The 24,609-nt window shown below is 64.7% G+C and carries 27 protein-coding genes; 7 read left to right on the forward strand and 20 right to left on the reverse strand.

Annotation, left to right across the window (positions count from 1 at the left end; translation table 11 throughout):
• Nucleotides 1-162: 162 nt before the first annotated feature.
• From KU43P_RS06965 to KU43P_RS07035, 15 genes are read right to left on the reverse strand one after another with little or no spacing between them, the layout of a single operon-like run.
• Complete coding sequence (locus KU43P_RS06965; RefSeq protein ID WP_317661790.1) at nucleotides 163-1,122, reverse strand: PDR/VanB family oxidoreductase; 960 nt, start codon at nucleotides 1,120-1,122, stop codon at nucleotides 163-165.
• Between the two features lie 14 nt (nucleotides 1,123-1,136).
• A complete protein-coding gene (locus KU43P_RS06970; RefSeq protein WP_317661792.1) occupies nucleotides 1,137-2,171 on the reverse strand; it encodes an aromatic ring-hydroxylating oxygenase subunit alpha in 1,035 nt (344 codons plus the stop codon).
• 20 nt (nucleotides 2,172-2,191) lie between these two features.
• Nucleotides 2,192-2,419, reverse strand: coding sequence for a recombinase-like helix-turn-helix domain-containing protein (locus KU43P_RS06975; RefSeq protein ID WP_317661793.1), 228 nt, complete (start codon nucleotides 2,417-2,419; stop codon nucleotides 2,192-2,194).
• 10 nt (nucleotides 2,420-2,429) lie between these two features.
• Nucleotides 2,430-3,398 carry a VOC family protein gene (locus KU43P_RS06980; protein WP_317661795.1) on the reverse strand — a complete coding sequence of 323 codons (969 nt, stop codon included), beginning with the start codon at nucleotides 3,396-3,398 and terminating at the stop codon, nucleotides 2,430-2,432.
• Nucleotides 3,395-4,873 (reverse strand): aldehyde dehydrogenase, encoded by a 1,479-nt coding sequence (locus KU43P_RS06985; RefSeq protein WP_317661796.1) that lies wholly within the window; start codon nucleotides 4,871-4,873, stop codon nucleotides 3,395-3,397. Before KU43P_RS06985 ends, KU43P_RS06980 begins: the two co-directional genes overlap by 4 nt.
• A 10-nt stretch (nucleotides 4,874-4,883) precedes the next feature.
• Nucleotides 4,884-5,687 (reverse strand): aspartate dehydrogenase, encoded by an 804-nt coding sequence (locus KU43P_RS06990; protein WP_317661797.1) that lies wholly within the window; start codon nucleotides 5,685-5,687, stop codon nucleotides 4,884-4,886.
• 10 nt (nucleotides 5,688-5,697) lie between these two features.
• Nucleotides 5,698-7,380, reverse strand: coding sequence for a thiamine pyrophosphate-binding protein (locus KU43P_RS06995; RefSeq protein WP_317661798.1), 1,683 nt, complete (start codon nucleotides 7,378-7,380; stop codon nucleotides 5,698-5,700).
• Nucleotides 7,373-8,170 carry an SDR family oxidoreductase gene (locus tag KU43P_RS07000; RefSeq protein WP_317661799.1) on the reverse strand — a complete coding sequence of 266 codons (798 nt, stop codon included), beginning with the start codon at nucleotides 8,168-8,170 and terminating at the stop codon, nucleotides 7,373-7,375. The genes KU43P_RS06995 and KU43P_RS07000 overlap by 8 nt, the downstream gene beginning before the upstream one ends.
• A gap of 1 nt (nucleotide 8,171) precedes the next feature.
• Nucleotides 8,172-8,990 carry an IclR family transcriptional regulator gene (locus tag KU43P_RS07005; RefSeq protein WP_317663755.1) on the reverse strand — a complete coding sequence of 273 codons (819 nt, stop codon included), beginning with the start codon at nucleotides 8,988-8,990 and terminating at the stop codon, nucleotides 8,172-8,174.
• A 5-nt stretch (nucleotides 8,991-8,995) separates the two neighbouring features.
• On the reverse strand, nucleotides 8,996-9,844 hold the full coding sequence (locus KU43P_RS07010) for an alpha/beta fold hydrolase (RefSeq protein WP_317661801.1): 849 nt from the start codon (nucleotides 9,842-9,844) through the stop codon (nucleotides 8,996-8,998).
• 4 nt (nucleotides 9,845-9,848) lie between these two features.
• A complete protein-coding gene (locus KU43P_RS07015; protein ID WP_317661802.1) occupies nucleotides 9,849-10,388 on the reverse strand; it encodes a cupin domain-containing protein in 540 nt (179 codons plus the stop codon).
• Between the two features lie 15 nt (nucleotides 10,389-10,403).
• Nucleotides 10,404-11,171 carry an SDR family oxidoreductase gene (locus KU43P_RS07020; protein WP_317661803.1) on the reverse strand — a complete coding sequence of 256 codons (768 nt, stop codon included), beginning with the start codon at nucleotides 11,169-11,171 and terminating at the stop codon, nucleotides 10,404-10,406.
• Nucleotides 11,168-11,944 carry an ABC transporter permease gene (locus KU43P_RS07025; protein ID WP_317661804.1) on the reverse strand — a complete coding sequence of 259 codons (777 nt, stop codon included), beginning with the start codon at nucleotides 11,942-11,944 and terminating at the stop codon, nucleotides 11,168-11,170. Before KU43P_RS07025 ends, KU43P_RS07020 begins: the two co-directional genes overlap by 4 nt.
• Before the next feature lie 29 nt (nucleotides 11,945-11,973).
• A complete protein-coding gene (locus KU43P_RS07030; RefSeq protein WP_317661806.1) occupies nucleotides 11,974-12,975 on the reverse strand; it encodes an ABC transporter substrate-binding protein in 1,002 nt (333 codons plus the stop codon).
• A gap of 31 nt (nucleotides 12,976-13,006) precedes the next feature.
• The gene (locus KU43P_RS07035) at nucleotides 13,007-13,843 is read right to left on the reverse strand and encodes an ABC transporter ATP-binding protein (protein ID WP_317663757.1); all 837 of its coding nucleotides are present in this window, start codon (nucleotides 13,841-13,843) and stop codon (nucleotides 13,007-13,009) included.
• A 281-nt stretch (nucleotides 13,844-14,124) separates the two neighbouring features.
• Between KU43P_RS07035 and KU43P_RS07040 the strand changes: the two genes are divergently transcribed.
• Nucleotides 14,125-14,676 (forward strand): hypothetical protein, encoded by a 552-nt coding sequence (locus KU43P_RS07040; RefSeq protein WP_317661807.1) that lies wholly within the window; start codon nucleotides 14,125-14,127, stop codon nucleotides 14,674-14,676.
• An 84-nt stretch (nucleotides 14,677-14,760) separates the two neighbouring features.
• On the opposite strand, the gene KU43P_RS07045 is transcribed toward KU43P_RS07040, so the two are convergent.
• Nucleotides 14,761-15,642: a DMT family transporter gene (locus KU43P_RS07045; protein ID WP_317661808.1), complete on the reverse strand. Its 882-nt coding sequence runs from the start codon at nucleotides 15,640-15,642 to the stop codon at nucleotides 14,761-14,763.
• 222 nt (nucleotides 15,643-15,864) lie between these two features.
• Here KU43P_RS07045 and aceK point away from each other — a divergent pair, with 222 nt between their 5' ends.
• A complete protein-coding gene (gene aceK / locus KU43P_RS07050; protein WP_317661810.1) occupies nucleotides 15,865-17,574 on the forward strand; it encodes a bifunctional isocitrate dehydrogenase kinase/phosphatase in 1,710 nt (569 codons plus the stop codon).
• A 74-nt stretch (nucleotides 17,575-17,648) separates the two neighbouring features.
• Here the strand turns inward: aceK and KU43P_RS07055 are convergent, their stop codons facing one another.
• A complete protein-coding gene (locus KU43P_RS07055; protein WP_317661812.1) occupies nucleotides 17,649-18,509 on the reverse strand; it encodes a DUF6279 family lipoprotein in 861 nt (286 codons plus the stop codon).
• Nucleotides 18,510-18,639: 130 nt separating this feature from the next.
• On the opposite strand from KU43P_RS07055, the gene KU43P_RS07060 reads away from it, so the two are divergent.
• On the forward strand, nucleotides 18,640-19,476 hold the full coding sequence (locus KU43P_RS07060; protein ID WP_317661814.1) for a S1 RNA-binding domain-containing protein: 837 nt from the start codon (nucleotides 18,640-18,642) through the stop codon (nucleotides 19,474-19,476).
• A gap of 2 nt (nucleotides 19,477-19,478) precedes the next feature.
• On the opposite strand, the gene KU43P_RS07065 is transcribed toward KU43P_RS07060, so the two are convergent.
• Together KU43P_RS07065 and KU43P_RS07070 are read right to left on the reverse strand one after the other, a co-directional pair.
• The gene (locus KU43P_RS07065) at nucleotides 19,479-19,859 is read right to left on the reverse strand and encodes a hypothetical protein (protein WP_317661816.1); all 381 of its coding nucleotides are present in this window, start codon (nucleotides 19,857-19,859) and stop codon (nucleotides 19,479-19,481) included.
• Between the two features lie 174 nt (nucleotides 19,860-20,033).
• The gene (locus KU43P_RS07070; protein WP_317661817.1) at nucleotides 20,034-21,503 is read right to left on the reverse strand and encodes a nitrous oxide reductase family maturation protein NosD; all 1,470 of its coding nucleotides are present in this window, start codon (nucleotides 21,501-21,503) and stop codon (nucleotides 20,034-20,036) included.
• Between the two features lie 242 nt (nucleotides 21,504-21,745).
• On the opposite strand from KU43P_RS07070, the gene KU43P_RS07075 reads away from it, so the two are divergent.
• From KU43P_RS07075 to def, 3 genes are all read left to right on the forward strand, one after another.
• Nucleotides 21,746-21,925: a CsbD family protein gene (locus KU43P_RS07075; RefSeq protein WP_016711918.1), complete on the forward strand. Its 180-nt coding sequence runs from the start codon at nucleotides 21,746-21,748 to the stop codon at nucleotides 21,923-21,925.
• A 147-nt stretch (nucleotides 21,926-22,072) separates the two neighbouring features.
• Nucleotides 22,073-23,026 carry a YihY/virulence factor BrkB family protein gene (locus KU43P_RS07080; RefSeq protein ID WP_317661820.1) on the forward strand — a complete coding sequence of 318 codons (954 nt, stop codon included), beginning with the start codon at nucleotides 22,073-22,075 and terminating at the stop codon, nucleotides 23,024-23,026.
• Entirely contained in the window at nucleotides 23,023-23,559 is a 537-nt protein-coding gene (def, locus tag KU43P_RS07085; RefSeq protein ID WP_317661822.1) for a peptide deformylase, read from the forward strand. Before KU43P_RS07080 ends, def begins: the two co-directional genes overlap by 4 nt.
• On the opposite strand, the gene KU43P_RS07090 is transcribed toward def, so the two are convergent.
• Nucleotides 23,514-23,963, reverse strand: a complete 450-nt coding sequence (locus tag KU43P_RS07090; protein ID WP_317661824.1) for a GNAT family N-acetyltransferase — start codon at nucleotides 23,961-23,963, stop codon at nucleotides 23,514-23,516. The two genes, def and KU43P_RS07090, sit on opposite strands and share 46 nt — an antisense overlap.
• A 270-nt stretch (nucleotides 23,964-24,233) precedes the next feature.
• Between KU43P_RS07090 and KU43P_RS07095 the strand changes: the two genes are divergently transcribed.
• Nucleotides 24,234-24,491: a DUF2790 domain-containing protein gene (locus tag KU43P_RS07095; protein WP_317661826.1), complete on the forward strand. Its 258-nt coding sequence runs from the start codon at nucleotides 24,234-24,236 to the stop codon at nucleotides 24,489-24,491.
• Nucleotides 24,492-24,609 lie beyond the last annotated feature (118 nt).

Raw genomic sequence — 24,609 nt, forward strand, 5'->3', positions numbered from 1 at the left:
TATCAGTGAGGGCCTCATCGCCGGCAAGCCGGCTCCTACAGGGTTCCAGGCCTGTGGTGTACCTGTGGGAGCCGGCTTGCCGGCGATGAGGCCCACTGAGCAGGCCAAAAAAAACCGACCCCAAGGGGCCGGTCAAGGTTACGCGTGAGCAACGCATTCACATCAAAGATCAAGCACCAACCGCCGGCTCTTGCACCCGGACACACACACCATCATCGATCGGTTCGCCGCTCGTTCGGCCTTGGTCAGCACGCCATCGCGGTGGTCCACGTCGCCGTCCAGCACCCGCGTCTCGCAAGAGCCGCACACTCCCTCGCGGCAGCTGTGCTCGATGTCACAGCCCGCTTCGAGCAGTACATCCAGCAGGTTCAGCCCAGGCTCGACGGTCACGGTCTTGCCGGACTTGCTCAACTCGACGCTGTAGCTGGCTTGTGCATCTGCAGACGGCTCCACCTGCACGGCGGTGAAGCGCTCGATATGCGCATGCGGGTAGCCCAGCCGTTCGCAGGCCTGCTCGAAGGCATCCAGCATCGGCGTCGGCCCGCAGCAGTAGAAGTGCGTATCGGCAGGGCGACCCTGCAGGTAGCCGGCCAGGTCCGGCAGGCCGCCCTTTTCGTCGTTGAAGTGAGAGATCACCTTGGCACCAAGCCCGCTGATCTCCTCCAGCAGCGCGGCTTCGGCGCGCGAGCGGGCGCAGTAGATCAACTCGGCCGAACGCCCCATGGCCAGCAACTGGCGGAACATGCAGTAGATCGGCGTGATGCCGATGCCGCCGGCCACCAGCACGCTGTGGCTGGCGCGGGTGTCGAGGGCGAAGTTGTTGCGCGGCGGGGAGATCTGCAACTGCGTACCCACCCGCAGTTGCTCGTGAACATAGCGCGAGCCCCCGCGGCTGGCGCGGTCACGCAGGATGCCGACCACATAGCGGCCCTGGTCGCTCGGCGCGTTCAGCAGCGAGTAGCTGCGCACCAGGCCGTTGGGCAGGTGCAGGTCGATGTGCGAGCCGGCCTCGAACGGCGCGAACACGGTATCGCCCCAAGGGCGCAGCTCGACGCTGATGATGCCTTCGGCTTCATGGCGCAGGGTATGCACCAACGCGCTGATGGTGGAGGAGTTGGACATCGGTCACCTCAAGTTCAGGCCAGTTGCCGGGTTTCGATCAGGGCCAGTTGTTCCTTGGCCTTGCTTTTGAGGTAACGGCGCAGGCGCACCACGCCCAGGTCGTGCTGGTACAGGTTTTCGCGCTGGTTGGCGTCGAACTCCATGAATTCCAGCAGCACCCGGTCCTGCTCCAGCACCGCCCAGTGGCGCGCCTCCAGGCGGTTCTTGTAAAGGAAGCGCCAGGTGTCGCGCTGCCAGCCGGTCAACGGCCGTGCGCGCCAGTGGAAAACCGCCGACAGCGCGCGGCTGCTCGGGGTGTAGCTGCCGATGATGGTGAAGTTGCCGCCTGGGCCACCGGTCTTCGGGTAGGGGATTTCCAAACGCAGCCAGTGGCAGCCGTTATCGAGGAATTCGGTCCAGTCGAAGTTGACCCCGCGCTGGCCTTCCTTCTCGAAGAAGAAGCCTTGTTCGGTGTCGCGGGTGACGAACTTGGCGGTGGCTTCGCCCTCGCTCATGGAGTGCGACATCTTGTGCAGGTAGGTGCCGTGCATCGGGTCCATGACGTTGTCGAGCACGTAGCGGTAATCACCTTTCCACTCGGTGTAGCAGAGGAAGCTGCTCCACTCGGGCGAGGTCAGCTGCTCGGGCAGCACCAGCTCGGGCGGTGTGTCCAGGTGCGGGTCGGTGGCGTTGAACAGGAAGATCGCGCCGGCGGCCTCGCGGGTATGGAACATTCGCGTCGGGCGGCTGCCTTCGAGCTTGCAGCCCGGGCTGCCCGGCACCTTGGTAACGGTGCCGTCGCAGCGCACTTCGACGCCGTGGTAAGGGCATTGCAGGCGGTCGCCCAGCACCGGCCCCTGGGACAGCGGGGCACCACGGTGCGGGCAGTGGTCTTCGAGGGCGTGGACGCTGCCATCGTTGTCGCGCCACAGGGCGATCTTGTAGCCCAGGCGGCGAATCGAGACGGGTTTTTCGCTCAGCAGCTCCGACGGCAAGACCGGGAACCAGAGGTCTTTCAGGCCATTGGCCAGGTGTTGTTCAACAGGGTCGACGGTGATGTGCATGTTCATCTTGTTTTACCTCCGGAGGGTCATTCGCCCAGCCGTGCCATCAGGGTTTCAAAGGCTTCTTCGGTCCATTCTCCGCGGGTGAGCGGGCAGGGTGGGCCGGCCAGGTTGAGGTGGGCGAGCAATTCGCCAAGCTCGCTCACGCCATTGCCGTAGGCGCGTTCGATCGAGTCGCCGAGCAGGTCCTCGAACGGCGTGCTGGGGCGTTTGCGTGCCTGGTGGGGCTGCAGGTAAACCTCGGTTGTGCTCATGGGATCGACCTCAATCTTGTTTGGGCTTGTCAGTGAGGAATTTGCCTTGCGGCGCTTCGGCGTGCTGCTGGCGCCGGGTGTTGCCATCGATGCCGCCGGCGATCGCCCATTCGGCGAACACCGTCGGGCCGGGTTCGAACTCGCGCGGCTGCCATTCGCCGGTCAGTTGGTCTTCGTCGGCGTAGTACTCGACCAGCGCGCCGGCGGGGTTCTTGAAGTACCAGAAGAACGCCGACGACACCGGGTGACGGCCAGGGCCGATCTCGGTGGCCCAGCCGCAGCGTGAGATGTGCATGCCGCCGCCGAACACCTCGTGCAGATCGCGCACGGTGAACGCCACGTGGTTGAGGCCGGCGCGCGGGGCTGGCAGTTGCAGCATGAACAGGTCGTGGTGGCCACCCTCCTCGGCGGTGCGCAGGAAGGCGCCGCGGTTGGGGTAGCGGTCCGAGGCCTGGAAGCCGAAACGTTCGTGGTAGAACGCTTCGCAGGCATTGACGTCTTTCACGAAGAACACCACATGGCCCACTTCGATGGGCGTGGCGCGTTCGTAGACGGGGGCTGGCTTGTTGATGCGGCCCTTGGTCTGCCAGGTGTTGTGGCCGCTGCACTCAAGGTCCAGGGCGCGCTTGCGGGTGACCTGCAGGCGGATCGCCAGGCCGTTGGGGTCGGTGCAGCCGATGCGGCCGTTGCCTTCGACGAAACCAGGGTCGTTGGCGATGCGCTGGCTGTACAGTGCAAGGTCGGCCTGGCTTTCGACGCCCCACACCACTTCGCGCACGGTCGAGCCGGGCTCGATCGCTGGCGGCAGGCCGGGTTTGTCGATGGCCGCCAGCACCACACGGCAGCCGTTGAGGGTTTCGAAGATCACTTCGTCTGGCTGCTCGCTGACCTTGTTCAGGCCCCAGTCGGCGAAGAAGCGCGCGCAGGTGGCGAGGTCTTCTACGCCGTAGGTGACTTCATCGATGCCCAGTACGCTCATTGCCCTGCCTCCACGCCGGCCCAGGCCAGCGGTTGTTGGTTCATGCCCCAGTAGAGGCTCTTCTGTTCCATGTACTGCAGGATGCCCAGGCGGCCTTTTTCGCGGCCCAGGCCGCTGTCACGCCAGCCGCCGAACGGCGTCGAGATGGAAAACTGCTTGTAGGTGTTGATCCATACCGTGCCGGCTTGCAGCCTGCGGCCCAGGGCCCAGGCGCGTTTGTAGTCGCGGCTCCAGATGCCGGCGGCGAGGGCGTAGAGGCTGTCGTTGGCCTGGGCCAGCAGTTCTTCTTCGCTGTCGAACGGCATTGCCACCAGTACCGGGCCGAAGATTTCTTCCTGGCACACCTGCTGGTGGTTGGCCAGGCCTTCGAGGATGGTGGGCGGATAGAAATAGCCCGCGCCACTCGGGCGCTCGCCGCCCAGACGCAGGCGGCCACCTTCGGCCAGGCCCAGGGCCACGTAGCGCTCCACCGATTCGCGGTGGGCGGCGCTGATCAGCGGGCCCATCTGCGTGCGCTCGTCGGCCGGGTCGCCCAGGCGCAGTTGCGCGGCGGCGGCTGTCAGGCGCGCCATGAACGGCTCGTACAGGGCGCGCGCGACGAACAACCGGGAGCCGGCGATGCAGGCCTCGCCGGAGGAGCTGAAGATGCCGTAGAGCACGCCGGCGACCGCGTGATCGAGGTCGGCGTCGTCGAGGACGATGGTCGGCGACTTGCCGCCCAGCTCCAGCGACACCGGCATCATCTTGTCGGCGGCAATATGGGCGATGTGCTTGCCGGTGCGGGTGCCACCGGTGAACGACACGCGCTTGACCAGCGGGTGGCGGGTCAGGGCATCACCGAGCAGCGAGCCCTTGCCCGGCAGCACGCTGACCAGGCCCTTGGGCAACCCGGCTTCTTCGCAGATGCGCGCCAGTTGCAGGGCCAGCAAAGGCGTGATTTCCGCCGGCTTGATCACCACCGCATTGCCGCCGGCCAGGGCCGGGGCAACCTTCTGCGCTTCGCTGGCGATCGGCGAGTTCCACGGGGTGATGGCCGCGACCACGCCCATCGGCTCGTACACGCTCATGCTGACGAAATCGCCGCGCGACGGGGTGATGGTTTCTTCCAGCGTCTCGCAGGCAGCGGCGAAGAACTGGAAGGTGCCGGCCGCGCTGGCGACCAGGGCACGGGTTTCGTTGATCGGTTTGCCGTTGTCCTGGCGCTGCAGTTGCGCCAGTTCCTCGGCGCGTTCGCGGATCAGTCCGGCAATGCGATACAGCACGGCGGCGCGTTCGTGCGGTTTGCGCTGGGCCCAGCCGCTGTGCAGGAAGGCCTGGTGCGCGCCCTGCACGGCGGCCTCGACATCGTCCAGGCTGGCGGCGTTTAGCCAGGCCACTGGCTCGCCGGAGGCCGGGTAGCAGGTGGCGTAGCGTTCGCCGCCGCCCAGGCGCCAGGTGCCGGCGATGCAGATGGGTAAGGTCTGTTCCAGAGTCATTGGCAGTCCCCTAGATGGAAATGGCATGGGCGTGGTTGCCGAGGGCGCGCACCACGCTGTAGACAGTCAGTGCCGAAGTCTTCGGGTTGGCCGCCAGCGGCTTGCCGCGCAGGCTCATCTCGAAGCGGCCGAAGGCGCCGCGGGCTTCGACCTGGTGCACGTTCTCCTCGCTCAGCGGGTCGGCGATCAGGGTCACGCGGGTGCGGTCCAGGCCCAACCCCGCCAGCGACAGCGTGGCGGCGACGTTGGCGTTCTTCGGGTACAGCCGCGCTGCCTCGCGGGCGCTGCCGTCGAAGATCACCATCGCCTCGCCCAGCGTGTCCAGGTTGCAGACCTGCTCGGCTGGGGTGTTCTTCCAGGCCCGCGCCGGCTTGCGGCCGATGTAGGTGACCGCATCCAGGCCGCCGACCTTGGCCGCCGACAGCGCATCGATGCCGCCAATGGCGCCAGGCAGCAACTCGATGCGCGTGTTGCCACGTGCCGCAGCCGCCTCCAGGCGCTCGACCAGGCCCGGCTCGGAGAGCGCGCCCACCGAGACGATCAGGCACGCGATACCGCGTTCCAGCGCCGGCAGCACGTGCTCTTCGATGGCCATGTGGCCGGCGCACTCGACCAGCAGGTCGGGGTGTGCATCGGCGGGCAGGGCGGTGAGTACCCTTGGCGGCTGGCGGAAGCTGGCCAGGCGCTGGCGCACCAGGTCTTCGGAGCCGGCCGAGGCGATCACCGCATCGACGCACAGTTGCGGGTCGTTCTCCAGCAGTTCGAGCACGCTGACGCCAATGGCGCCGCAGCCGATCATGGTGATATGCAACATGGCGATGTCCTCAGGCCGTGGCCTTCTGCGCCTTGGTTTCGCTGTTGGGCGGGCCGGCGAACTGGGTGGCGAAGCCGCCGACGCTGAGCATGTCGACTTCCAGCAGGAACGGGCCTTGCTCGCCCAGGGCGCCTTCGAGCACGTTGCCGAAATTGTTGAGGTCGCTGACCAGGCCATGGCGCAGGCCGAGCGACTCGGCGAGCTTGGCGTAGTCCGGGGTGTGCAGTTCGACATAGGCATGACGGGCGCCGTAGATGGCGTCCTGGATGTTGCGGATCACACCGTAGCGCTGGTCGTTCATCAGCAGGATGACCACGTTGGCGTTCTCCTGCACCAGGGTCGCCAGCTCACCCAGGTTGAGGATGAAGCCACCGTCGCCGGCCAGGGCGAACACCTTGCGCCCGGGGGCGGTTTCCGCCGCTGCCACCGCTGCGCCGATGCCCATTGCCAGGCCTTGGCCGATACCGCCACCGAGGGCGTGCACGCCCGACAGCGGGTGGTACAGGTTGAGCAGGCGGTTGCCCCAGATGCTGTTGGACAAGGTCACGTCGCGCACCCAGGTGAAGTTGCGCCCGGTCTGCGCCTGCAACTGCTCGACCAGCGCTGAGTACGGGCCCAGGTCGGCAACCAGTTGCTTGCGTGCCTGTTCACGCACGGCCTTGAGCTCAGGCAGGAAGTTCGGGTCGATATTCAGGCGGCCCTGCAGGCGGTCGGCCAGGCCTTCCAGGGCCAGCGCGGCATCGCCGCAGATGAACAGGTCGCTGGGGTAGCTGCGGCCTTCGATGGCCGGGTTGACGTCGATGCGCAAGGTGGTGCGCGGCAGCTTCAGGGCGTACTTGAATGTCTCGTTGCTGCGCAGGCGCGAGCCGGCCACCACCAGGGCATCGCAGGTCTGCATGAAGCCTTCGACCAGCTTGTTCTGCGAGAAGGCGCCCAGGCAGCGGGCGTCGTCTTCGTTGACCACGCCGCGGCCCTGGGTCGAGGTGATCACGCCGACGCCCATGTCGAGCAGACGCTTGACCTGCGCGCCGGCATGCCGGGCGCCACCGCCCAGCCACAGCAGCGGGCGGGTGGCGCTGGCCAGGCGCTCGGCGACCAGGTCGAGTGCTTCGGCGGCCGGCGCGGCGACCGGAATCGGCAGCGGCGACAGGTCGGTCGGCATGGGGATGAAGGCCGACTGGATATCGATCGGGATCTCCACGCTGACCGGGCCGGTGGGGGCGGTCAGGGCGGTCTGCACGGCGAGCTTCAGGGTGCTCAGCGCGGTCTCCACGCTGCGCACGCGGAAGGCCGCCTTGGACACTGCCTTGAGCATGGTCAGCTGGTCGCGTGCTTCGTGGATGTAGGCCAGCTCCTGGTCCAGATAGGGGGTTTCGATCTGCCCGGTGAGGTGCAGCAGCGGGGTGCCGGCGGTCAGTGCCTCGACCATGGCCCCGGCAGCATTGCCGGCTGCAGTGCCGGTGGAGGTCAGGCAAACGCCCAGGCCACCGCTGCTGCGGGCATAGGCGTCGGCCATGTTGGTCGCCCCGGCTTCGCCGCGGGCCATGACGAAGCGGATGTTGCCGCGCACGGCGAAGGCATCGAGGATCGGCATGTTGTGGATCGAGATCACCCCGAACGCCGCCTTGACGTCGCATTGCTCGAGGAACGCGGTGATGACGGCACCGACGGTGACAGTGTTTTCGTTACGCATGGCGGGACAGGCCTCCGGATACATCGATATGACTGCCAGTGGTGTAGGCCGACAGGGGCGAAGCCAGGAACAGGATCGCCTGCGCCGCTTCCTTCGGCAGGCCAAGGCGGCCCAAGGGGATTTGTTTGCGTTGCGCCAGTTGCGCGGTCCATTGCGACCAGTCCAGCTCGCGCGCTTCGCGGGCTTCGAAGCGGCGCCGCCATTGCCCGGATTCGACCAGGCCGATGAGGATGCCGTTGACCCGGATGCCGTGTTCGGCGAATTCGAAGGCCATCGAGCGCACCAGGTTCTTCAGCCCGGCGCGAGCGGCCGAGGTGGCGACCATGTGGGGCTCGGGCTGGCTGGCCAGCAGCGAGTTGACGCAGACGATCGAGGCGTTCGCTTGCCCCTGCAGTTGCGCCATGAAGGCGCGTACCGGGTGGATGACCGAGAAGAACTTGAGCTGCAGTTCATCGCTCCAGGCCTGGTCGGTGGTGTCGGCGAAGGTCGACACACGGCCTTGGCCGGCGTTGTTGACCAGCACCTGGGCCGGGCCGAGCGCTTCCAGGCTGGCGGCGGCGAAGGCCTGCACGGAGGAGGCGTCGAGCACGTCGCAGACCTGGGCCAGCAGGCGTGCCTCGGGGAAGTGTTCGCGCAGCCGCGCTTCGGCGCTGCGCAGGCGTTCTTCGTTGCGCCCGCAGAAGGCCACCCGGGCACCGGCTTCGAGCAGCAGTTCGACGCAGGCGTAGCCGATACCGGACGAACCGCCGGTGACGATCACGGTGCTGTCTTGCAGTTGGTAAGGGTTCATGTTAGTCCCTCATCAACGCAGTGACGCGGCCGTGGCCTGCGTTGGGCGTGTAGTTGAGCAGCCGCGACAGCTCATCGGCGCTGGTGCGGACCTGCCCCAGCAGGTTGTCGAAATTGACATGGCCGATCTGCACGGTCGGGATGGTCAGGCCGAGCGCCGCGACCACCTGGCCGCTGGCATCGCGCACGGGGGCTGCGACCGTGGAGATGGTCGACTCGAAGAAGCCTTCGCCGCTGACATAGCCGCGCAGGCGATCGGCCTGGACCAGGTCGAACAGCTCCAGCACGGTCTTCGGCGTGCACGGCGAAAACTGTTCCAGATGTTCCTCGGGGTAGAGCTCGCGCAATTCGCCCAGGCTCAGGTCAGCCAGCAGGATGCGCCCCAGTACCGTGGCGTGGGCCGGCAGGCGGGTGCCGACGGTGACGGCGCTGGAGAACACCGAGGGTGGCGAGACCTTGGCCACGTAGACGATCGAGCGGCCGTCGCGCACCACCAGGTTGCTGGGGTAGTTGAGGTGATCGCACAGTCGGGCCAGCAACGGTTGGCCAAGCTCGGTCAGTTCCAGCGAGGCCAGGTATTCGAAACCCAGGCGCAGTACCGACATGCCCAGGCGGTACTCGTTGCCGCTGCGGGTGACGAAGCCCATGGTTTCCAGGGTGGTCAGCAGGCGGAAGATGGTCGAGCGTGGCAGCGACAGGCGCCGCGCCAGTTCGGGGGCGGTCAGGGTGCGGTTCTGCCGGCTGAATTCGCACAGCAGCAGCAGGCCGCGTTCCAGGCCGGGGACAATGTACTTGTCCTGGTTTTCCTTCAACGGATCCATATCGTTCATAGCACGCTACCTGTTTCAGAGGCGTCCAGGGCGCGGGCCAGCAGGCCCGTTACCGTGTCAGGTTGTTCGATGGCGCAGGCATGGCCGGCGCCGGGTATCAGCTTGAAAGGTGCCCCGAGTGCGGCGGCCAGGGCCTGGCAGTCGTCTGGGCGAGTGATAGCGTCGGCACTGCCGCAGTGCACCTCGCAAGGCACCGCTTGCGGTGCATGGCGCAACAGGTCGTCACCGCACAGCAGCTCGATGGCCTGGCGGTAGCCGTGTGGCAGCAGCCGCGCCATGTTCCACTGCACCCAGGCCAGCGCTTGGCTGCTGGCGCTGGCGGACAGCAGATGGGCACTGCGTTCGCGAGCCATCTGCGCGATGCCCATCTGCGCCAGGCTGTGCAGGCGCTTGCTGCGCACCGCCTGGCCTTGTTCGGGTTGCGCGCCATAGCCACGCGCCGGGCTGAGCAGTACCAGGCGGCTGACGCGATGCGGGTGGGCCTGGGCGAACGCGGCGGCGGTCAGCGCGCCGAGCGAATGCCCAACCAGCACGCAGCGCTCGATCGCCAGGGCGTCGAGCATGTGCAGCAGGCGCTCTGCGTAATCGCAAGCGTCTGGCGCAGCCACCGGCAATGGCGTGGACCGGCCGTACCCTGGGGCGTCCCAGGCGATCACCCGCGCCCGCTCGCTCAGGCCCAAAGCCACCTGCAACCAGCTGGCCGCGCCCGAGCCGATGCCGTGCAGCAGCACGATGGCGGCGCCGCTACCGGCTTCGCGCACGGCTTGCTGGCCTTGGCCCAGGCGCAGCAGGCGCTCGCCAAAGCGCTGGTCGAGCTGGCCGTGCAGCGGGGTGATCGGCTGCATCGGCTTACCCGCGCTTGATCGAGGCCAGCGGGTGCGCTGGCGGGTAGGTCGGGGTCACCGGCTTCTTGGCGCCGAGCATCACGCACATCAGCGCGTCTTCATCGCCGATGTTGATCTCTTCGCGGTACACCCCCGGCGGCACCGAGATCAGGTCACGGTCGGTAAGGACGGTCTCGAAGCGCTCGCCATCCTTCTCGATGATCACCTTGAGCTTGCCGCGCAACACGAAGAACACTTCCTCGACGTCGGTGTGCAGGTGGGGCGGGCCCTCGTGGCCGGCCGGGATGACCATGGTGGAGAAGGTGAAGTGCTCGGACGGGATGGTGTTCATGTCGCTGCCCACGCCCGTGCCGCCGGTGCCCACGTAACGCATCTGCGCGCGGCGGAACTTGGGGTCGTAGTCGGCCTGGAACTTCAGCGCGTCCCAGTCGTAGCGGCGGGTTTCATAGCGGGCGATGCGGGTCTGCATCCAGCTGGCGAGGTCGGCGTCGGCCGGGCGGTCCCAGGATTTCGGGGCTTCGTTTTGCACAGAGAGGTCGGTCATGAAGGTCTCCTTTGCTCAGGGCATGACGAACCCGCCGTTGACCGGCAGGGTTTGTCCAGTGATGAAGCGCGACAGGTCGGACAGGGCGAACAGCACCGCCCCACTGACGTCATCGGGCAGTTGCGGGCGCTGGATGGCCCGTTGTTCGGTGTACAGGCGGTGGCGGGCCTCGGGCACGTAGGCGGTGGCCTCGACCAGTACCAGGCCGGGGGCGATGGCGTTGACGGTGATGTTGGCATTGCCCAGCTCGCGGGCCAGGCTGCGGGTCATGGCGATCACCGCGCCTTTGCTGGCGACATAGGCCAGCAGGTTGGGCGCGCCCCACAACGGGGTGTCGGAGGCCAGGTTGATCACCGCGCCACGGCCGCTCTCACGCAGTGCCGGCAGGGCGGCGCGGGTCATCAGCCAGGTGCCGCGCACGTTGACCTGCATGACCTGGTCCCAGGTTTCGATATCCAGCTCTTCGCAGCTCTTGCCGCCGGAGTTGGTGATCGAGGCGTTGTTGACCAGCCCGTCGAGGCCGCCCAGGCGCTTGACCGTGCGTTCGATGCAGGCCTCGATGGATTCGGGGCTGGCCAGGTCCAGGCTGACGCCGCTGACATCCAGGCCCATGCCGCTCAGCTCGCAGGCGGCCTGTTGCACGCGGCCGGCCAGCACATCGGCGATCACCACCCGGGCACCGGCCTGGGCGATGGCCTGGGCGAAGGCATAGCCCAGGCCGCGGGCGCCACCGGTGACCAGCACGCGGCGGCCTTCGAGAAGGTTGTTGAAGCTGCTCATCATTGGCTACTCAGCATGGCTTTGGGGAGGTAGTGCAGGACGCGCTTCTCGGCCCAGACCACGGCGCCATAGGCGAGCACGCCGATCAGGGTGAGCATGACGATGGCGACGAACACCCCGGCGGTGTTGCCCTGGCCTTCGGCATCCACCAGCAGGAACCCCAAGCCCTGGTTGCCACCGACCAGCTCGCCGACGGTCACCCCGATCACCGCCAGGGTCGAGGCGATGCGCAGGCCGGAGAACAGCGCGGCCATGGCCGAGGGGAACTCCACCAGGCGGAAGATCTGCCAGCGGCTGGCGTTCATGGTGCGCACCAGGTTGATCATGTCCGGGTCGACGGTGCGTATGGCCGAGAGCACGTTGATCATCACCGGGAAGAACACGATGAGGATGGCGATGAGGATCTTGGGGTAGATGGTGTAGCCGAGCCACATCACGAACAGCGGTGCGAAAGCCACCTTGGGCGCGATCTGCAGGGCCAGGATGTAGGGCGAGAGCATGGCTTCGGCGGAGGGCGAGAGGCCCAGCGACACACCGATGGCCACGCCCAGCAGGGCACCGAGGGCGAAGCCGACGATGATCTCGAAGGCGGTGATCAGGGTGTGTTCGAACAGGCCACCGGACTGCCACATGACCAGGCTTTCCTGGGCAACGCGGCTCAGTTGCGGCATGACGAACTCGGGCATGCCGACCAGCCCCGGGCCCCATTGCCAGAGCACCAGGAACAGGACCAGCAGGGCGACGCTGCCGGCCACGGACGGGTTGAGGTTTCTCATCGGGCGATTACCTTGTTATGGCCACGGCTTCACTTGGCCGCAGTGTTGGTTTCGATGAACTGGTTGCTGTAGAGCTCGTCGAGCTTGGGCTCGCGGGTGACGATGCCTTCGCTGACGTAGAACTTGCGCACGGTGTCCAGGCGCGCTGGGTCGATGCGCCCGAGCACCGGCTGGCCGGCGTAGACGTACTCCACGTACAGGCGCAGGGTTTTCTCCAGTGAGGCTTCCTTGCCGGCATAGGCGGGGACGGCGCGGGCGAAGGTGGCGGCGGCGGCCTTGGGGTCGTCGATGATGTCCTGCAACCCGTGCAGGGTGGCCTGGACCACACCGCGGACGATCTGCGGGTGATGTTCGATGGCGTCGTCGGAGGCGAGGATCGCCTGGGCCATGCTTTCGAACACCTGCTCACGCGGGATCAGCGCGTACTTGAGCCCGGCGTCCTCGGCATTGACCACCCAGTCCGGCACCCCGGCCATGGCCTGGGCCTTGCTGGCCGAGAACAGTTGCCACACGCCCGACGGGCCGGCGGCCTGGATATCCACGTCGTCCTTGCTCAGGCCCGCCTTGCGCAGCGAGGCGAGCAGGGCGTAGTAGGTGGTGTCGGAGTAGGACATCACGGTCAGGGTCTTGCCCTTGAGCTGCTGGATCGACTGGATGTTTTCGCCGGCGTTGGTGGCGATCATGGTCACGCCGCCGCCTCCGAGCACAGCCACCGCGCGCACCGGGATGCCGTTGGGGCGAACGATGATCGGCGTGTCGCCGATGGCTCCGCCGACCAGGGCGTTGCCGGCGCCGATCTGCTTGGCCACATCGACCCCGCCCTTGGCGGCGATGAAGGTAAGGTCCAGGCCCTGCGCCTGGTAGTAGCCCTTTTCCTTGGCGATGATCCACGGCGCGAACGCCGGCAGGCTGGGCGGGGCAGGCAGCAGGTAGGTGACCTTGGTCGGCTCGGCCTGGGCCTGGGTGGCCAGGCCCAGGGCGAGGGCGGCCAAGGCGCTGTATGCCACGCGCTTGAGGTGTGTGGTGAACATGCTAACTCCCGGGTGATGTGGGGGGCGTCGGTCAGTGCAGGTCGAGGTCTTCGCCGACCTTCAGCAGATCCATCAGGCGGCCGGCCAGCGGGCCGATTTCCGGCAGCTTGCGGCGCTCCAATGGGTTGTTGCGGTAGGGCAGGTCGATCTCGATTTCCTCGATGATCGTGCCGGGGCGTGCACTCATCACCAGCAGGCGGTCGGACAGCGCAATGGCCTCGACCAGGTCGTGGGTGATGAACAGCGCGGTCTTCTTTTCCTCGAACAGCATCTGTGCCAAATCCTGCTGCAGGATCATCTTGGTCTGTGCATCCAGGGCCGAGAACGGCTCGTCGAGAAACAGCACCTGCGGGTCGATGGCCAGGGTGCGGGCCAGCGCGGCGCGCTGGCGCATGCCACCGGACAGCTGGAACGGGTAGTGGTCGGCAAAGCCTTGCAGGTGGCAGCGCTTGAGCAGATCCTCGGCGATGACCTTGCGCTGGGCGGCGGGCATGCCCTGGATCTCCAGGCCCAGTTCGACGTTGCGGCGGATGCTGCGCCACGGCATGAGCAGGTCTTTCTGCAGCATGAAGGCGACCTTGGGCACCGGGCCGTTGACGGCTTCACCGCTGACCAGCACCTCGCCTTCGGTGGGGCGGTACAGGCCGGAGCCCATGTTGAGGATGGTGCTCTTGCCGCAACCGGATGGGCCGATGATGGACACCACTTCGCCGCGACGGATCTGGAAGTTGACGTTGCGAATGGCGAATGGCGCATCCGGCTGACCTTTGGCGGGGAAGGCCTTGCCGACGTTGCGGAATTCGATTTCCGTCGGCGCCTGGTCGCTGTTGCGTTGCGGCTCGTGCCACTGCGGAGCGATTGCGTACATCTCTTTCACAGCCATGGGAGCGTTCTCTGGTCTGTTTTATAGGTGATACGCCGTTTAGTGCATGAACAATGCCAGCTGTAAAATTTCCCTCAAATATTTAGAAATTACTTATTTATTAACAAGTTGCAGAGTTTTGTGAGTTTTGTTGTTGTTTTATATATGAAACAAGGTTTTCTATATGGCACGAAAATGCCCAGCAACTGAGCATGAGGCGATGCTCGTGCGTGGTTGCTGGGCATTTTGGGTAACGTGAAAAGTGGCGTGGTTTCGCAGGTGAAACAGTGCTGGATTCATCGCCGGCAAGCCGGCTCCCACAAGGGCAGCGCTGGTCTTTTGTGGAAGCAAGGGCAGCGCTGGTCTTTTGTGGAAGCAAGGGCAGCGCTGGTCTTTTGTGGAAGCAAGGGCAGCGCTGGTCTTTTGTGGAAGCAAGGGCAGCGCTGGTCTTTTGTGGAAGCAAGGGCAGCGCTGGTCTTTTGTGGAAGCAAGGGCAGCGCTGGTCTTTTGTGGAAGCAAGGGCAGCGCTGGTCTTTTGTGGAAGCAAGGGCAGCGCTGGTCTTTTGTGGAAGCAAGGGCAGCGCTGGTCTTTTGTGGAAGCAAGGGCAGCGCTGGTCTTTTGTGGAAGCAAGGGCAGCGCTGGTCTTTTGTGGAAGCAAGGGCAGCGCTGGTCTTTTGTGGAAGCAAGGGCAGCGCTGGTCTTTTGTGGAAGCAAGGGCAGCGCTGGTCTTTTGTGGAAGCAAGGGCAGCGCTGGTCTTTTGTGGAAGCAAGGGCAGCGCTGGTCTTTTGTGGAAGCAAGGGCAGCGCTGATCTTTTGTGGAAGCAGTGGCAGCACTGATCTTTTGTGGAAGCAAGGACAGCAATGTCTTTTGTGGGAGCTGGCTTGCCAGCGATTGGGCTGCACAGCAGCCCCTACGATCGATCAGGCACTACGCCGCGCAGGCTTGAGCACCAGCCATAGCGCCGCAGCAATCAGCAACCCGCCATACAGGTGCCCCATCGACAGCGGCTCATCCAGTAGCCATGCGCCCCACAGCACGCCGAACACCGGAATCAGGAACGTCACGGTGCTGGCCTTGACCGGCCCGATCTCGGCCAGCAGGCGGAAGTACAGGATGTAGGCGAAAGCGGTGCACAACAGCCCCAGGCCCAGCAGTGACATCCACACCTGCCAGCCGCCCCAGCTGGCAGGTGGCTGGGTCAGTGCGCTCCAGGCGAACAACGGGGTCATCATCAGCGTGGCGCCGAGCATGCTGCCCAAGGCCGAGAGGCGGCTGTCCAGGCCACTGATCCAGCGCCGGGCGAGGAACCCGGCAAAGCCGTAGCAGGTGGTCGCCGCCAGGCAGGCCAGGGCGCCTTGCAGCAACGCCATATCCACGGCCACCGGGCCGGCGCCGCTGAGGATGCCGACGCCGAACAGGCCAAGGAAGATGCCGCACAGTTTTGCCGGTGTCATCGCCTCACGGAAGAACAACGCGCCGATCAACACGCCCATCAGCGGTGTGGTGGCATTGAAGATCGCCGAGTAGCCCGCCGGCAGCACCTGCGCTGCCACCGAATAGAAGGTGGCCGGGATCCCTGAGTTGATCATGCCCAGTACCAGGCAGGCGCCGAGTTTGCCTTCGAAGTTCCAGCGCACGCGGGCGGCGGCGAGCATGGCGATCAGGCCCAGGCAGGCGATGGATACGCGGAAGAAGGCGGTCGGCACGGTGCCCAGTTCGGGGGCGATGATGCGCATGAACAGGAAGCTCGCCCCCCAGACAGCGGCAAGGGTCAGCAGGCGGGTCAGGGCGATGGGGCTCACAGCGGTCTCCAGGTACAAGGCAGGGCGCGAGTGTACGCGAGGGGGGGAGGTGGGTTCTTGTGCTTTCTTGCGGTGTGAATCTGTTCCCCACGGGTACAACGCAAGCCTCAAGGGTGTGATCTCCCTGCGGGAGCCGGCTTGCCGGCGATGAGGCCTCCAGGCCTCGCAAAACGCCAGGGGCGACTAAGCTGTCTATCTCACCCCCTCAGCGAGGTGTCTCGCATGACCGAGCACTGGCCTGCCGGCGAAATCGCCCGGATGATCCTCGACGGCTTCGACGACTACCGCGAGCACTTTCGCCGCATCACCCTCGGCGCCCGCGAGCGCTTCGAGCAGGCTCGCTGGCAGGAGAGCCAGCGGGCAGCCGCTGCGCGGATCAACCTTTATGAGCGCAAGGTGCGGGAGGTCAATGGCTGGCTGCGTGATGGCTTCGATGACGAGGTGCTGCTGCAGGTCGAGCAATGGCCGCTGGTCAAAAGCGCCTACATCCGGTTGATCGACCCGCGCCTGGACGATGAGCTGGCGGAAACCTGGTACAACTCGCTGTTCTGCAGCCTGTTCAGCCACGACCAAATCAGCGATGGCTGCATGTTCATCCACACCACACGGCCCTCGATGCGTGGCCATGAGCGGGCTGCGCAGACCCGCACCTACCGGCTTGAAGCCAACCTCAATGGCCTGCTGCGGGCGATCTTCGCCGACCACGCGTTCGCCTACGGTGACCTGGAAGGCGACCTGTCACGCCTCGAAGAGCAGTTGCGCGAATGCCTGCCGGACTGGGTATGCAAGGACCGGGCGCTGGCCGTGGAGCTGTTCGTGCCGGTGCTGTACCGCAACAAGGGGGCCTACTTGGTCGGCCGGCTGTACAACGCCGACGAGCAATGGCCGCTGGTGATTCCGCTGCTGCACCGTGAGGGCCATGGCATCGAGGCCGATGCGCTGATCACCGACGAGGCTGAGGTGTCGATCATCTTCTCCTTCACCCGCTCGTATTTCATGGTCGATGTGCCGGTGCCGGCAGAGTTCGTCAACTTTCTCAAGCGCATCCTGCCGGGCAAGCACGTTGCCGAACTGTATACGTCGATCGGCTTCTACAAACATGGCAAGTCGGAGTTCTATCGGGCGCTGATCAATCACCTGGCCAACAGCGACGACCGTTTCGTCATGGCTCCCGGGGTGCGCGGGATGGTCATGAGCGTGTTCACCCTGCCGGGCTTCAACACCGTGTTCAAGATCATCAAGGACCGCTTCTCACCGTCCAAGACTGTCGACCGCGCCACGGTGATCGACAAGTACCGCCTGGTGAAGAGCGTCGACCGTGTGGGGCGCATGGCCGATACCCAGGAGTTCGCCGATTTTCGTTTTCCGCGTGGCAAGTTCGAGCCCGATTGCCTGGCCGAACTGCTGGAAGTAGCGCCGTCCACCGTGGCCCTGGAAGGCGATACGGTGCTGATCCGCCACTGCTGGACGGAGCGGCGCATGGTGCCGCTCAACCTTTACCTGGAACAGGCCAGCGAGGCCCAGGTACTTGAAGCGCTCGAGGATTACGGGCTGGCGATCAAGCAACTGGCGGCGGCGAACATCTTTCCCGGCGACATGCTGCTGAAGAACTTTGGCGTTACCCGGCATGGCCGCGTGGTGTTCTACGACTATGACGAGATCAGCTACCTGACCGAGGTTAATTTCCGCCACATTCCGCCGCCGCGCTATCCAGAGGACGAGATGTCGGGTGAGCCGTGGTACTCCATCGGGCCGCACGATGTGTTTCCCGAGGAATTCCCGCCGTTCCTGTTCGCTGATATCGGCCAGCGGCGGTTGTTCAGCCGCTTGCATGGGGAGCTGTATGACGCCGATTACTGGAAAGGGCTGCAGGCGGCGATCCGGGACGGGAAGGTGATCGATGTGTTTCCGTATCGGCGCAAAGGGCGATGATTTTTGTTTGGCTGGGCTGGCCCTATCGCCGGCAAGCCGGCTCCTAAGAGGTACTGCGATAGGGCCGGGCCTGATCAACCCTTCATGCACTTGAGCTCACTGAAGTCGGTACGCACTTTGGCCAACTGCTCCTGCAGGAACTGACGCTGCGCCGGCGTGCTCTGGTGCAGCAGGTCGACCAGCAGGCTGCGTGACTGTTGCTCGCTGTTCTGAAAGGCGATGCGGTACTCCGGCGTCCATAGGCTTTCCTTGCGTTGCAGCAGTTGCGCCAGGCGCGGCTCGAAGCTTTGGTCGGTGCGCTGGTTCATCGCCAGCAGCAACTGCTGCTGCCAATGCGCGCGGTTGGCGATCGACTCGCGGTTCTGGTCACCCAGTGCCTGCGACCAGGCCAGCACCCGCAGGCGCTGGGCGGCAGTGAGCTCGCCGAACCAGGGGGTGAGGCGTTTTTCCATGCGCTCGGCGCGGCGGGCAATCTGCTTGGGCAGGGGCGTATCGGCGTACAGCTTCTGGCGCTCGCTGATGTCTTCACGGAACGCTTCGCGCATTTTCGTGACCTGCGCATCGCTCATCCCGCGCAGCAGCTCGGTGGCCGAAGGGGTGATCTGTTCGGCGACGCGGCCGATCGCCTGGCGGGCTTCGGCGGTACGCTGCTGCAGGGCCTGGTCGGTGACCTGGTCCTCGGCCACCATGTCGCGCACCCGGTCGAGCCAGTCCAGATAGCCCGGCAGTTGCGTCTGGCAATGCCAAGCGAGGTGTTTTTTCAGCCGTTCGTCGAGCAATGCCTTCTGCTCGCGGTTCATGGCCAGGTAGTCGCCCAACGACCAGGGCACCAACCGGTCAAGGTTGCGGTAGGCCAGGTCGATGCGAGTGCAGGCCGCCAGTGCCAGGGCGAAGCCTAGGATGATGAGCAGGGCTTTGGACAGGCGTAGAGGCATGTGCTGATCCTTGCAGTGGCTGGCCACTCGGTAGACGCAAGGACCACACGACGGTTCCGCCGAATCAGCGGTGGGGCATCGCGTGGGCTTCAGGTGTAGAATAGCCGCCTTGTCTTGAGGAACATCGGAAATGGCTCTGCTTGGGCGTTACAACAGTTTGCAAATCGTGAAACACGTGGAATTCGGCCTGTACCTGGACGGCGGCGCCGACGGCGAAATCCTGCTGCCTGGGCGCTACATCCCGAAGGACGCCGAAACCGAGGTCGACGACTGGCTGAACGTGTTCATCTACCTGGACAGCGAAGACCAGCTCATCGCCACCACCGAAAAGCCCAAGGTGCAGGTGGGCGAGTTCGCCAGCCTCAAGGTCAAGGACATCAACGGTGCTGGCATTTTCCTCGACTGGGGCCTGTCCAAGGACTTGCTGATGCCGTACTCGGAAGAGGCGCGTCCGCTGAAGGTCGGCGACTACTGCGTGGTGCACGTCTACCTCGACAAGCGCACCCGGCGCATCACCGCCACTTCACGCCTGGACCGCTACCTGGACCGCACCCCGGCCGACTACCCGATTGGCCAGCCGGTGGAACTGCTGGTGGCCGGGCAGACGCCCATGGGCTTCAAGGCGATCATCAACAACCGCCACTGGGGCCTGATCCACAAGAACGAAGTGTTCAAGTTCCTGCGTTCGGGCATGCACGAGAAGGGTTACATCAAGGAAGTGCGCCACGACGGCAAGATTGCGTTGAGCCTGCAGCCGGTCGGCCAGGCGCTGGCCGAAGGCCTGCATGAGCAGATCATGGCGCGCCTGGAGGCCGAAGGCGGTGTGTTGCCGGTGTGCGACAAGAGCGACCCGGAAGTGATCAGCCGCATGTTCAATGTCAGCAAGGGCAACTTCAAGAAGGCCATTGGTGCGTTGTTCAAGCAGGGCCGGATCGTCATCCATGACGATCGCATCGAACGGGCCTGAAATCAGGCCTGCACGAAGGGTTTGAAGTCGAGCTGCTCGCCACCAGGGCGGGTGTCGCGCAGCAGCGAATCGCGGTCGGCGCTCAGGGCCAGGCTGATGGTCGAACGGCGCTTGCCGGGGTTGCGCACTTCCATCTGCTCCTGGTGAGCCTTGAGGAAGTTGGTGGGCACCTTGAGGTGCTGCAGTTCGTCGGTTTCCGGGGTGTGCAGCAGCAGGTTGACCCAGTCTGGCTGGCCTTTGCGCAGCAAGGCCACCGGCACATCGAACCACCACAGGTTGCGCTTGCGGTCGAGGATGGCGAACAGGGTGTTGGCGCTGCTGAGTACCGGATTGGCCAGCGCTTGGTTGCGCCGGGCGATGGCGGCGGGTTTGTCGAGTTTCATGCAGGTTCCTGCGGGTTGACGCTTGATTAGGGCTGCATTGTGAGGGGTGGCGGGTAGCGGGGCAAGGTTTGCCGGCCTGATCGCCGGCAAGCCGGCTCCCACAGGTACCCCGCAGCGTTAAGTGACTGTGGCGTACCTGTGGGAGCTGGCTTGCCAGCGATTGGGCCAGCTGCCTCAACGACGAATCGGCAGGCTCAATTCGGAAGTCGCCCCATCGGTGGTCGTCACGGTCGCAGTGAAGCTGCGCAGTTCACCGTCGTTTTCCAGGGGCTGGGCAAACCGCGCCAGGCCTTTCTCATCGCTGTTCACCAGCACTTCCCCCAGATACTGCTCGGCTTCAGTCCCCTCGGCCTGGGCATTGCCAAACACCTCGACCCGCAACAGGCTCGACACCGGCCCTTGTACCTCGCCACGCAGCACATTGCCCTCCAGCGCCAGCAGCCGTGGTGCCGACTGATTGTGGTTGGGCAGCGGCTGGCACGGCTTGGGCTCGCCTTGGGCATCGCAAATGATCGCCTGGTCCTTCGCCGGCAGGTCCGCCCCCACGCCACGCGAGCCCACATACAAGGCGTGGGCCTGGGCCGGCACACCGAAGACGATGGCCCCGGTGCGCTGGTTGGCCACGCATGAACCGCCTGCCTCGCAGCGGCGGATGTCCTGGCTGTTACCCCAGATACGGTTGCCCGTCAGACGCGTGGCGGTTACCTCCGGCTCCGGGCGCAGGGCCACGCCAATGCGGTTGCCATGGATCAGGTTGCCGTCGAGGATGTTGCCTTCGCCGGTCACGCTGACGCCGATCGAGTTGCCGCTGAAGGTATTGGCACCCAGGTAGTTGCGCTTGCCCCAGTTGATTTGCAGGCCGTCCGAGTAATGCTCGAAGCGGTTGCGCACCACCGTGTTGTCGTTGCCCAGCAGAATCTCGATGCCTTGCGACGGCTCGGGGTTGGCGGCGGTTGAACGGAACAGGTTGTCGGCCACCAGGTTGAACGCCGCGCCACGGGTCAGTTCCAAGCCATCGCCATTGTCGATGAGCTGGTTGCGCAGCACCTTGTTGTTGATCGTGCTGGTGGCCGTGGGGTTGCCGGCGCCATCGTCGCCGGTGAGCATGATGCCTGCACCGCCCTTGTTGGCGGCGATACGGTTGTCTTCGATGACGTTGTGGCTTGCGCGGTTGACCAGGATGCCGATGCAGAAGTTGCGCACCTCCAGGCCGCTCAGGTGCACACCTTGGGTATCACGCAGTACCAGCCCGGGGTTGGTGGTGGTGCGCACGTTGGTGCCGAACTGGCCGGGCAGGGCGCCGGGGCAGGTGCGTACACCCTGGTCCTTGATGTAGCCGGCGCCATCGATGGCGACGTATTGCCCATCGCGCGCCCAGGGCAGGCCGGTGATGCTCACCGGGCCTTCGATTTCCGGCAGGGCGCGGGTCGGGCGGATGACATACGGGGCCTGGCCGACTGCGGCGATTTCGATGCGGTAGTGGCCGGGTTGCTGGTTGCTGGTCTCGATTGCCCAGCGCAGTGTGCCGGGCTGGCCATCGTCGGTATAGCGGTTGACCAGCAAGGTTTCACTGGCCGGTGCGGCGGCGAGTGCAGGCAGGGGCAACAGCGGCAGCAAGGCCGCGAGCAGAGGCATGAGGCGCATGGGTGCGGGTTTCCGAAATCTGTTGTTGTTATCTCTGGCAACCTGCTTCGGGCTGCCGTTTGCCGCGATTCTAGGGAGCCCGCTGGCCTTGCGCAGCGGCTTGTGGCTAATTCGGTGCGGTATTCGCCCGCAGAATTACCGCTCGGCTTGAGCCATGCAAATTGTTTGAAACTCCTGCGCAAGTGCTCCGGTCCACCGACTGTCGACACGGTCCCCGTGTCTCCATTTGCAGGAGATTTGCCATGAGCGGCACTAAAGACAAAGCGAAAGGCTTGGCCAATGAAGCTGTAGGCAACATCAAGCAAGGTGTCGGGAAGGTGACCGACAACGACAAGCTGCGCGCTGAGGGCAAGGCCCAGGAACTCAAGGGCGAAGCGCAGCAGATCAAGGGCAACGTCAAGGATGCGGTGAAGAAGCCTTGATCTTGAACTGACCGTTCCGGCCTCTCACAGGGAGGCTGGAACGCTTTCATGTAGGTATTTTCTTCAAGTTCGGTAGGGAGCGGTACATCAGTCGCGTGGTCTATTAGACTCCCCTGTTGTATTGATCAAGCGGCGAAAGGAGACGCTATGATATTTCCCGACCTGCGCGGCCTGCCCTTGCACCGCGTGCTGGTACGCACCGTTCAGGAATTTCTCGACGACGAGATGTCGACTTACGCGTCAGCCCTGGCCTACCAGATGCTGTTTTCGCTGTTCCCGTTCCTGCTGTTCCTGATTGCCTTGATCGGTTTCCTGCACCTGCCCGACTTCTTCTCCTGGCTGCGCCTGCAGTCGGAGCTGGTGTTGCCGCCCCAGGCCCTTGAACAGGTCAACCCCGTGATCGACCAGTTGCAGCAGTCCAAGGGGGGCTTGCTGTCGGTAGGTATCGTGATCGCCCTGTGGACCGCCTCGGCCGGTGTGCGCCTGATGATGAGCGCCATGAACGCTGCCTACGACGTGCCCGAGGGCCGCCCGGTATGGAAGCGCATTCCGCTGTCGATCTTCTACACCATCGGCATCGCCGGCATGCTGCTCTCGACGGCGGCGTTGATGGTGCTGGGCCCCCAGGTCATGGAGTGGATCGCTGCCCAGGTCGGCATGCAGGAGGTGGTGGTCACGGTGTGGACCATTCTGCGTTGGCCGGCGATCATCATCCTGATGATGGTGGCAGTCGCGCTGATCTATTACGTGATGCCGGATGTGAAGCAGAAATTCCGCTTCATCACACCCGGCTCCGTGCTGGCGGTGGTGGTCTGGATCATCGCCTCCCTGGCTTTTGCCTACTATGTGAAGACCTTCGCCGACTACAACGCCATGTACGGCAGCATCGGTGCAATCATCGTGCTTTTGCTGTATTTCTACATCTCCGCGGCCGTGTTGCTACTGGGCGCAGAAATGAACGCCGTGATCGAGCACATGTCGGCCGAGGGCAAGAACCCCGGCGAGAAGGATTTCGAGGGCACCCAGCCCAAGGAGACCATCACCGTACTCGGCCATGAGCATCCCGCCGAGCCCCAACCGTCCGAGCCGAACCCGCGATGATCCGTGACATCCTCAAGATGGGCGACGAGCGCTTGCTGCGCATCGCCCCACCGGTGCCCGACCACCTGATCGGCAGCGCTGAACTGCAGCAACTGATCGACGACATGTTCCAGACCATGCGCCATGTCGGCGGGGTAGGGCTGGCCGCGCCGCAGATCGGCATCGACCTGCAACTGGTGATATTCGGTTTCGAGCGCAGCGAGCGCTACCCGGATGCCGAGGCGGTGCCGCAGACCATTCTGATCAACCCGGTGATCACGCCGCTGAGCACCGAGGTCGAGGACGGCTGGGAGGGTTGCCTGTCCGTCCCGGGGTTGCGTGGCGTGGTACCACGCTACAAGCACATCAGTTATGCCGGCATCGACCCGCAGGGCAATGCGATCGATCGGGTTGCCGATGGCTTCCATGCACGGGTGGTACAGCATGAATGCGATCACCTGATCGGGCGGCTGTACCCGTCACGCATCCAGGATTTTGCCAAGTTCGGTTACACCGAAGTGCTGTTCCCCGGGCTGGACCCCAGCGACGACTGAGCACGCACCAGGGCGACCAGCTGCTTGCTGCTTTGGTAGCGCAGCAGGCGGCTCGCCAGGGCTTGCGGCAGCGTGGCCGCGTGTTCGAAGCCAAGGCGCTGATACAGCGCCACCAGGTCGGGATGGCAGAACAACCACGTATTGCCGAGGGTCTCTGCCAGCGCGGCATTGACCAGTTGCCCAGCCACGCCCTGGCCGCGCTGCAGAGGCGCGACGAACAGGCCCGTGAGCCAGTGGCCACCCTCGAGCGGCCTGAGGCACAGACCGGCCACGATGCCCGTTGCCCGTGCCACCCAGAGTTGCCCTTCATTGTCCGCACGCATGCGCGAACCGTGCTGGCGGTAGAAGTGGTCAAGCAGGCGGCGCTCGGCGCCGATCAATTGTGTGCAGTGCAGCGAAATCATGGGTATTCCGGGAAAAGGGCGGCTGAGGCTCTGCAGCGGTACTTTCGGTCAGTTTTGTTGCAGATTGTTGCAAATCGTACAAGGGTGAATGTCCGACTTCGGGGTTCAACTATTCCTATCGGGGAGTAGAATTTTACTCATCCCCCCTGGCAGTACGACGAAGCGGGATCGGTACTTCGTGTCATCTTCGCAGTCGATGACAACTTCTCCGCGCCAATGACGGCATATGAAGTCAATCGATCAGCTTGATTGCTTTGAAGGCCCAACACCATGAAACCATTACTGATTCTTGCACTGGTCGGTATGTCCTCGCTCGCCCTGGCGGATGAGGCCAAGCCTGTCTCCACCGAGCCTGTGGCCCAGCAGTACGACTATTCCATGAACCTGGACATCAAACGGGTGATCAACCTGTCGACCATCCCCAATGTCTGCGAAGTGGTGCCTGCGACCATGACCTATGAAGATCATCAAGGCCAAGTGCACACCATTCAGTACCGGGCGATGGGCGAAGGTTGCCAGCAAGGCTGATCGAGTCGAGCTGTAAATGCTAGCCCAACCCCCTGTGGGAGCGGGCTTGCCGGCGATGAGGCCGGATCAGGCAGAAGGCTGTCGTGATGAATAGCCTGTTCGGGCCCTATCGCCGGCA

The organism is Pseudomonas sp. KU43P, from assembly GCF_033095865.1.
Taxonomy (GTDB): Bacteria; Pseudomonadota; Gammaproteobacteria; order Pseudomonadales; family Pseudomonadaceae; genus Aquipseudomonas.

What these genes read in the sequence shown, in the direction of transcription:
- KU43P_RS06990 (WP_317661797.1), bottom strand. Translation starts at nt 5,687, where the DNA reads ATGTTGCATATCACCATGATCGGCTGCGGCGCCATTGGCGTCAGCGTG.
- KU43P_RS07095 (WP_317661826.1), top strand. Translation starts at nt 24,234, where the DNA reads ATGAAACCATTACTGATTCTTGCACTGGTCGGTATGTCCTCGCTCGCC.
- KU43P_RS07055 (WP_317661812.1), bottom strand. Translation starts at nt 18,509, where the DNA reads ATGCCTCTACGCCTGTCCAAAGCCCTGCTCATCATCCTAGGCTTCGCC.
- KU43P_RS07080 (WP_317661820.1), top strand. Translation starts at nt 22,073, where the DNA reads ATGATATTTCCCGACCTGCGCGGCCTGCCCTTGCACCGCGTGCTGGTA.
- KU43P_RS06970 (WP_317661792.1), bottom strand. Translation starts at nt 2,171, where the DNA reads ATGAACATGCACATCACCGTCGACCCTGTTGAACAACACCTGGCCAAT.
- KU43P_RS07000 (WP_317661799.1), bottom strand. Translation starts at nt 8,170, where the DNA reads ATGAACCCTTACCAACTGCAAGACAGCACCGTGATCGTCACCGGCGGT.
- KU43P_RS07005 (WP_317663755.1), bottom strand. Translation starts at nt 8,990, where the DNA reads ATGGATCCGTTGAAGGAAAACCAGGACAAGTACATTGTCCCCGGCCTG.
- KU43P_RS07070 (WP_317661817.1), bottom strand. Translation starts at nt 21,503, where the DNA reads ATGCGCCTCATGCCTCTGCTCGCGGCCTTGCTGCCGCTGTTGCCCCTG.
- KU43P_RS07025 (WP_317661804.1), bottom strand. Translation starts at nt 11,944, where the DNA reads ATGAGAAACCTCAACCCGTCCGTGGCCGGCAGCGTCGCCCTGCTGGTC.
- KU43P_RS07035 (WP_317663757.1), bottom strand. Translation starts at nt 13,843, where the DNA reads ATGTACGCAATCGCTCCGCAGTGGCACGAGCCGCAACGCAACAGCGAC.
- def (WP_317661822.1), top strand. Translation starts at nt 23,023, where the DNA reads ATGATCCGTGACATCCTCAAGATGGGCGACGAGCGCTTGCTGCGCATC.
- KU43P_RS07020 (WP_317661803.1), bottom strand. Translation starts at nt 11,171, where the DNA reads ATGATGAGCAGCTTCAACAACCTTCTCGAAGGCCGCCGCGTGCTGGTC.
- KU43P_RS06965 (WP_317661790.1), bottom strand. Translation starts at nt 1,122, where the DNA reads ATGTCCAACTCCTCCACCATCAGCGCGTTGGTGCATACCCTGCGCCAT.
- KU43P_RS06995 (WP_317661798.1), bottom strand. Translation starts at nt 7,380, where the DNA reads ATGCGTAACGAAAACACTGTCACCGTCGGTGCCGTCATCACCGCGTTC.
- KU43P_RS06985 (WP_317661796.1), bottom strand. Translation starts at nt 4,873, where the DNA reads ATGACTCTGGAACAGACCTTACCCATCTGCATCGCCGGCACCTGGCGC.
- KU43P_RS07010 (WP_317661801.1), bottom strand. Translation starts at nt 9,844, where the DNA reads ATGCAGCCGATCACCCCGCTGCACGGCCAGCTCGACCAGCGCTTTGGC.
- KU43P_RS07060 (WP_317661814.1), top strand. Translation starts at nt 18,640, where the DNA reads ATGGCTCTGCTTGGGCGTTACAACAGTTTGCAAATCGTGAAACACGTG.
- KU43P_RS06975 (WP_317661793.1), bottom strand. Translation starts at nt 2,419, where the DNA reads ATGAGCACAACCGAGGTTTACCTGCAGCCCCACCAGGCACGCAAACGC.
- KU43P_RS07065 (WP_317661816.1), bottom strand. Translation starts at nt 19,859, where the DNA reads ATGAAACTCGACAAACCCGCCGCCATCGCCCGGCGCAACCAAGCGCTG.
- KU43P_RS07090 (WP_317661824.1), bottom strand. Translation starts at nt 23,963, where the DNA reads ATGATTTCGCTGCACTGCACACAATTGATCGGCGCCGAGCGCCGCCTG.
- KU43P_RS07015 (WP_317661802.1), bottom strand. Translation starts at nt 10,388, where the DNA reads ATGACCGACCTCTCTGTGCAAAACGAAGCCCCGAAATCCTGGGACCGC.
- KU43P_RS07030 (WP_317661806.1), bottom strand. Translation starts at nt 12,975, where the DNA reads ATGTTCACCACACACCTCAAGCGCGTGGCATACAGCGCCTTGGCCGCC.
- KU43P_RS06980 (WP_317661795.1), bottom strand. Translation starts at nt 3,398, where the DNA reads ATGAGCGTACTGGGCATCGATGAAGTCACCTACGGCGTAGAAGACCTC.
- aceK (WP_317661810.1), top strand. Translation starts at nt 15,865, where the DNA reads ATGACCGAGCACTGGCCTGCCGGCGAAATCGCCCGGATGATCCTCGAC.
- KU43P_RS07075 (WP_016711918.1), top strand. Translation starts at nt 21,746, where the DNA reads ATGAGCGGCACTAAAGACAAAGCGAAAGGCTTGGCCAATGAAGCTGTA.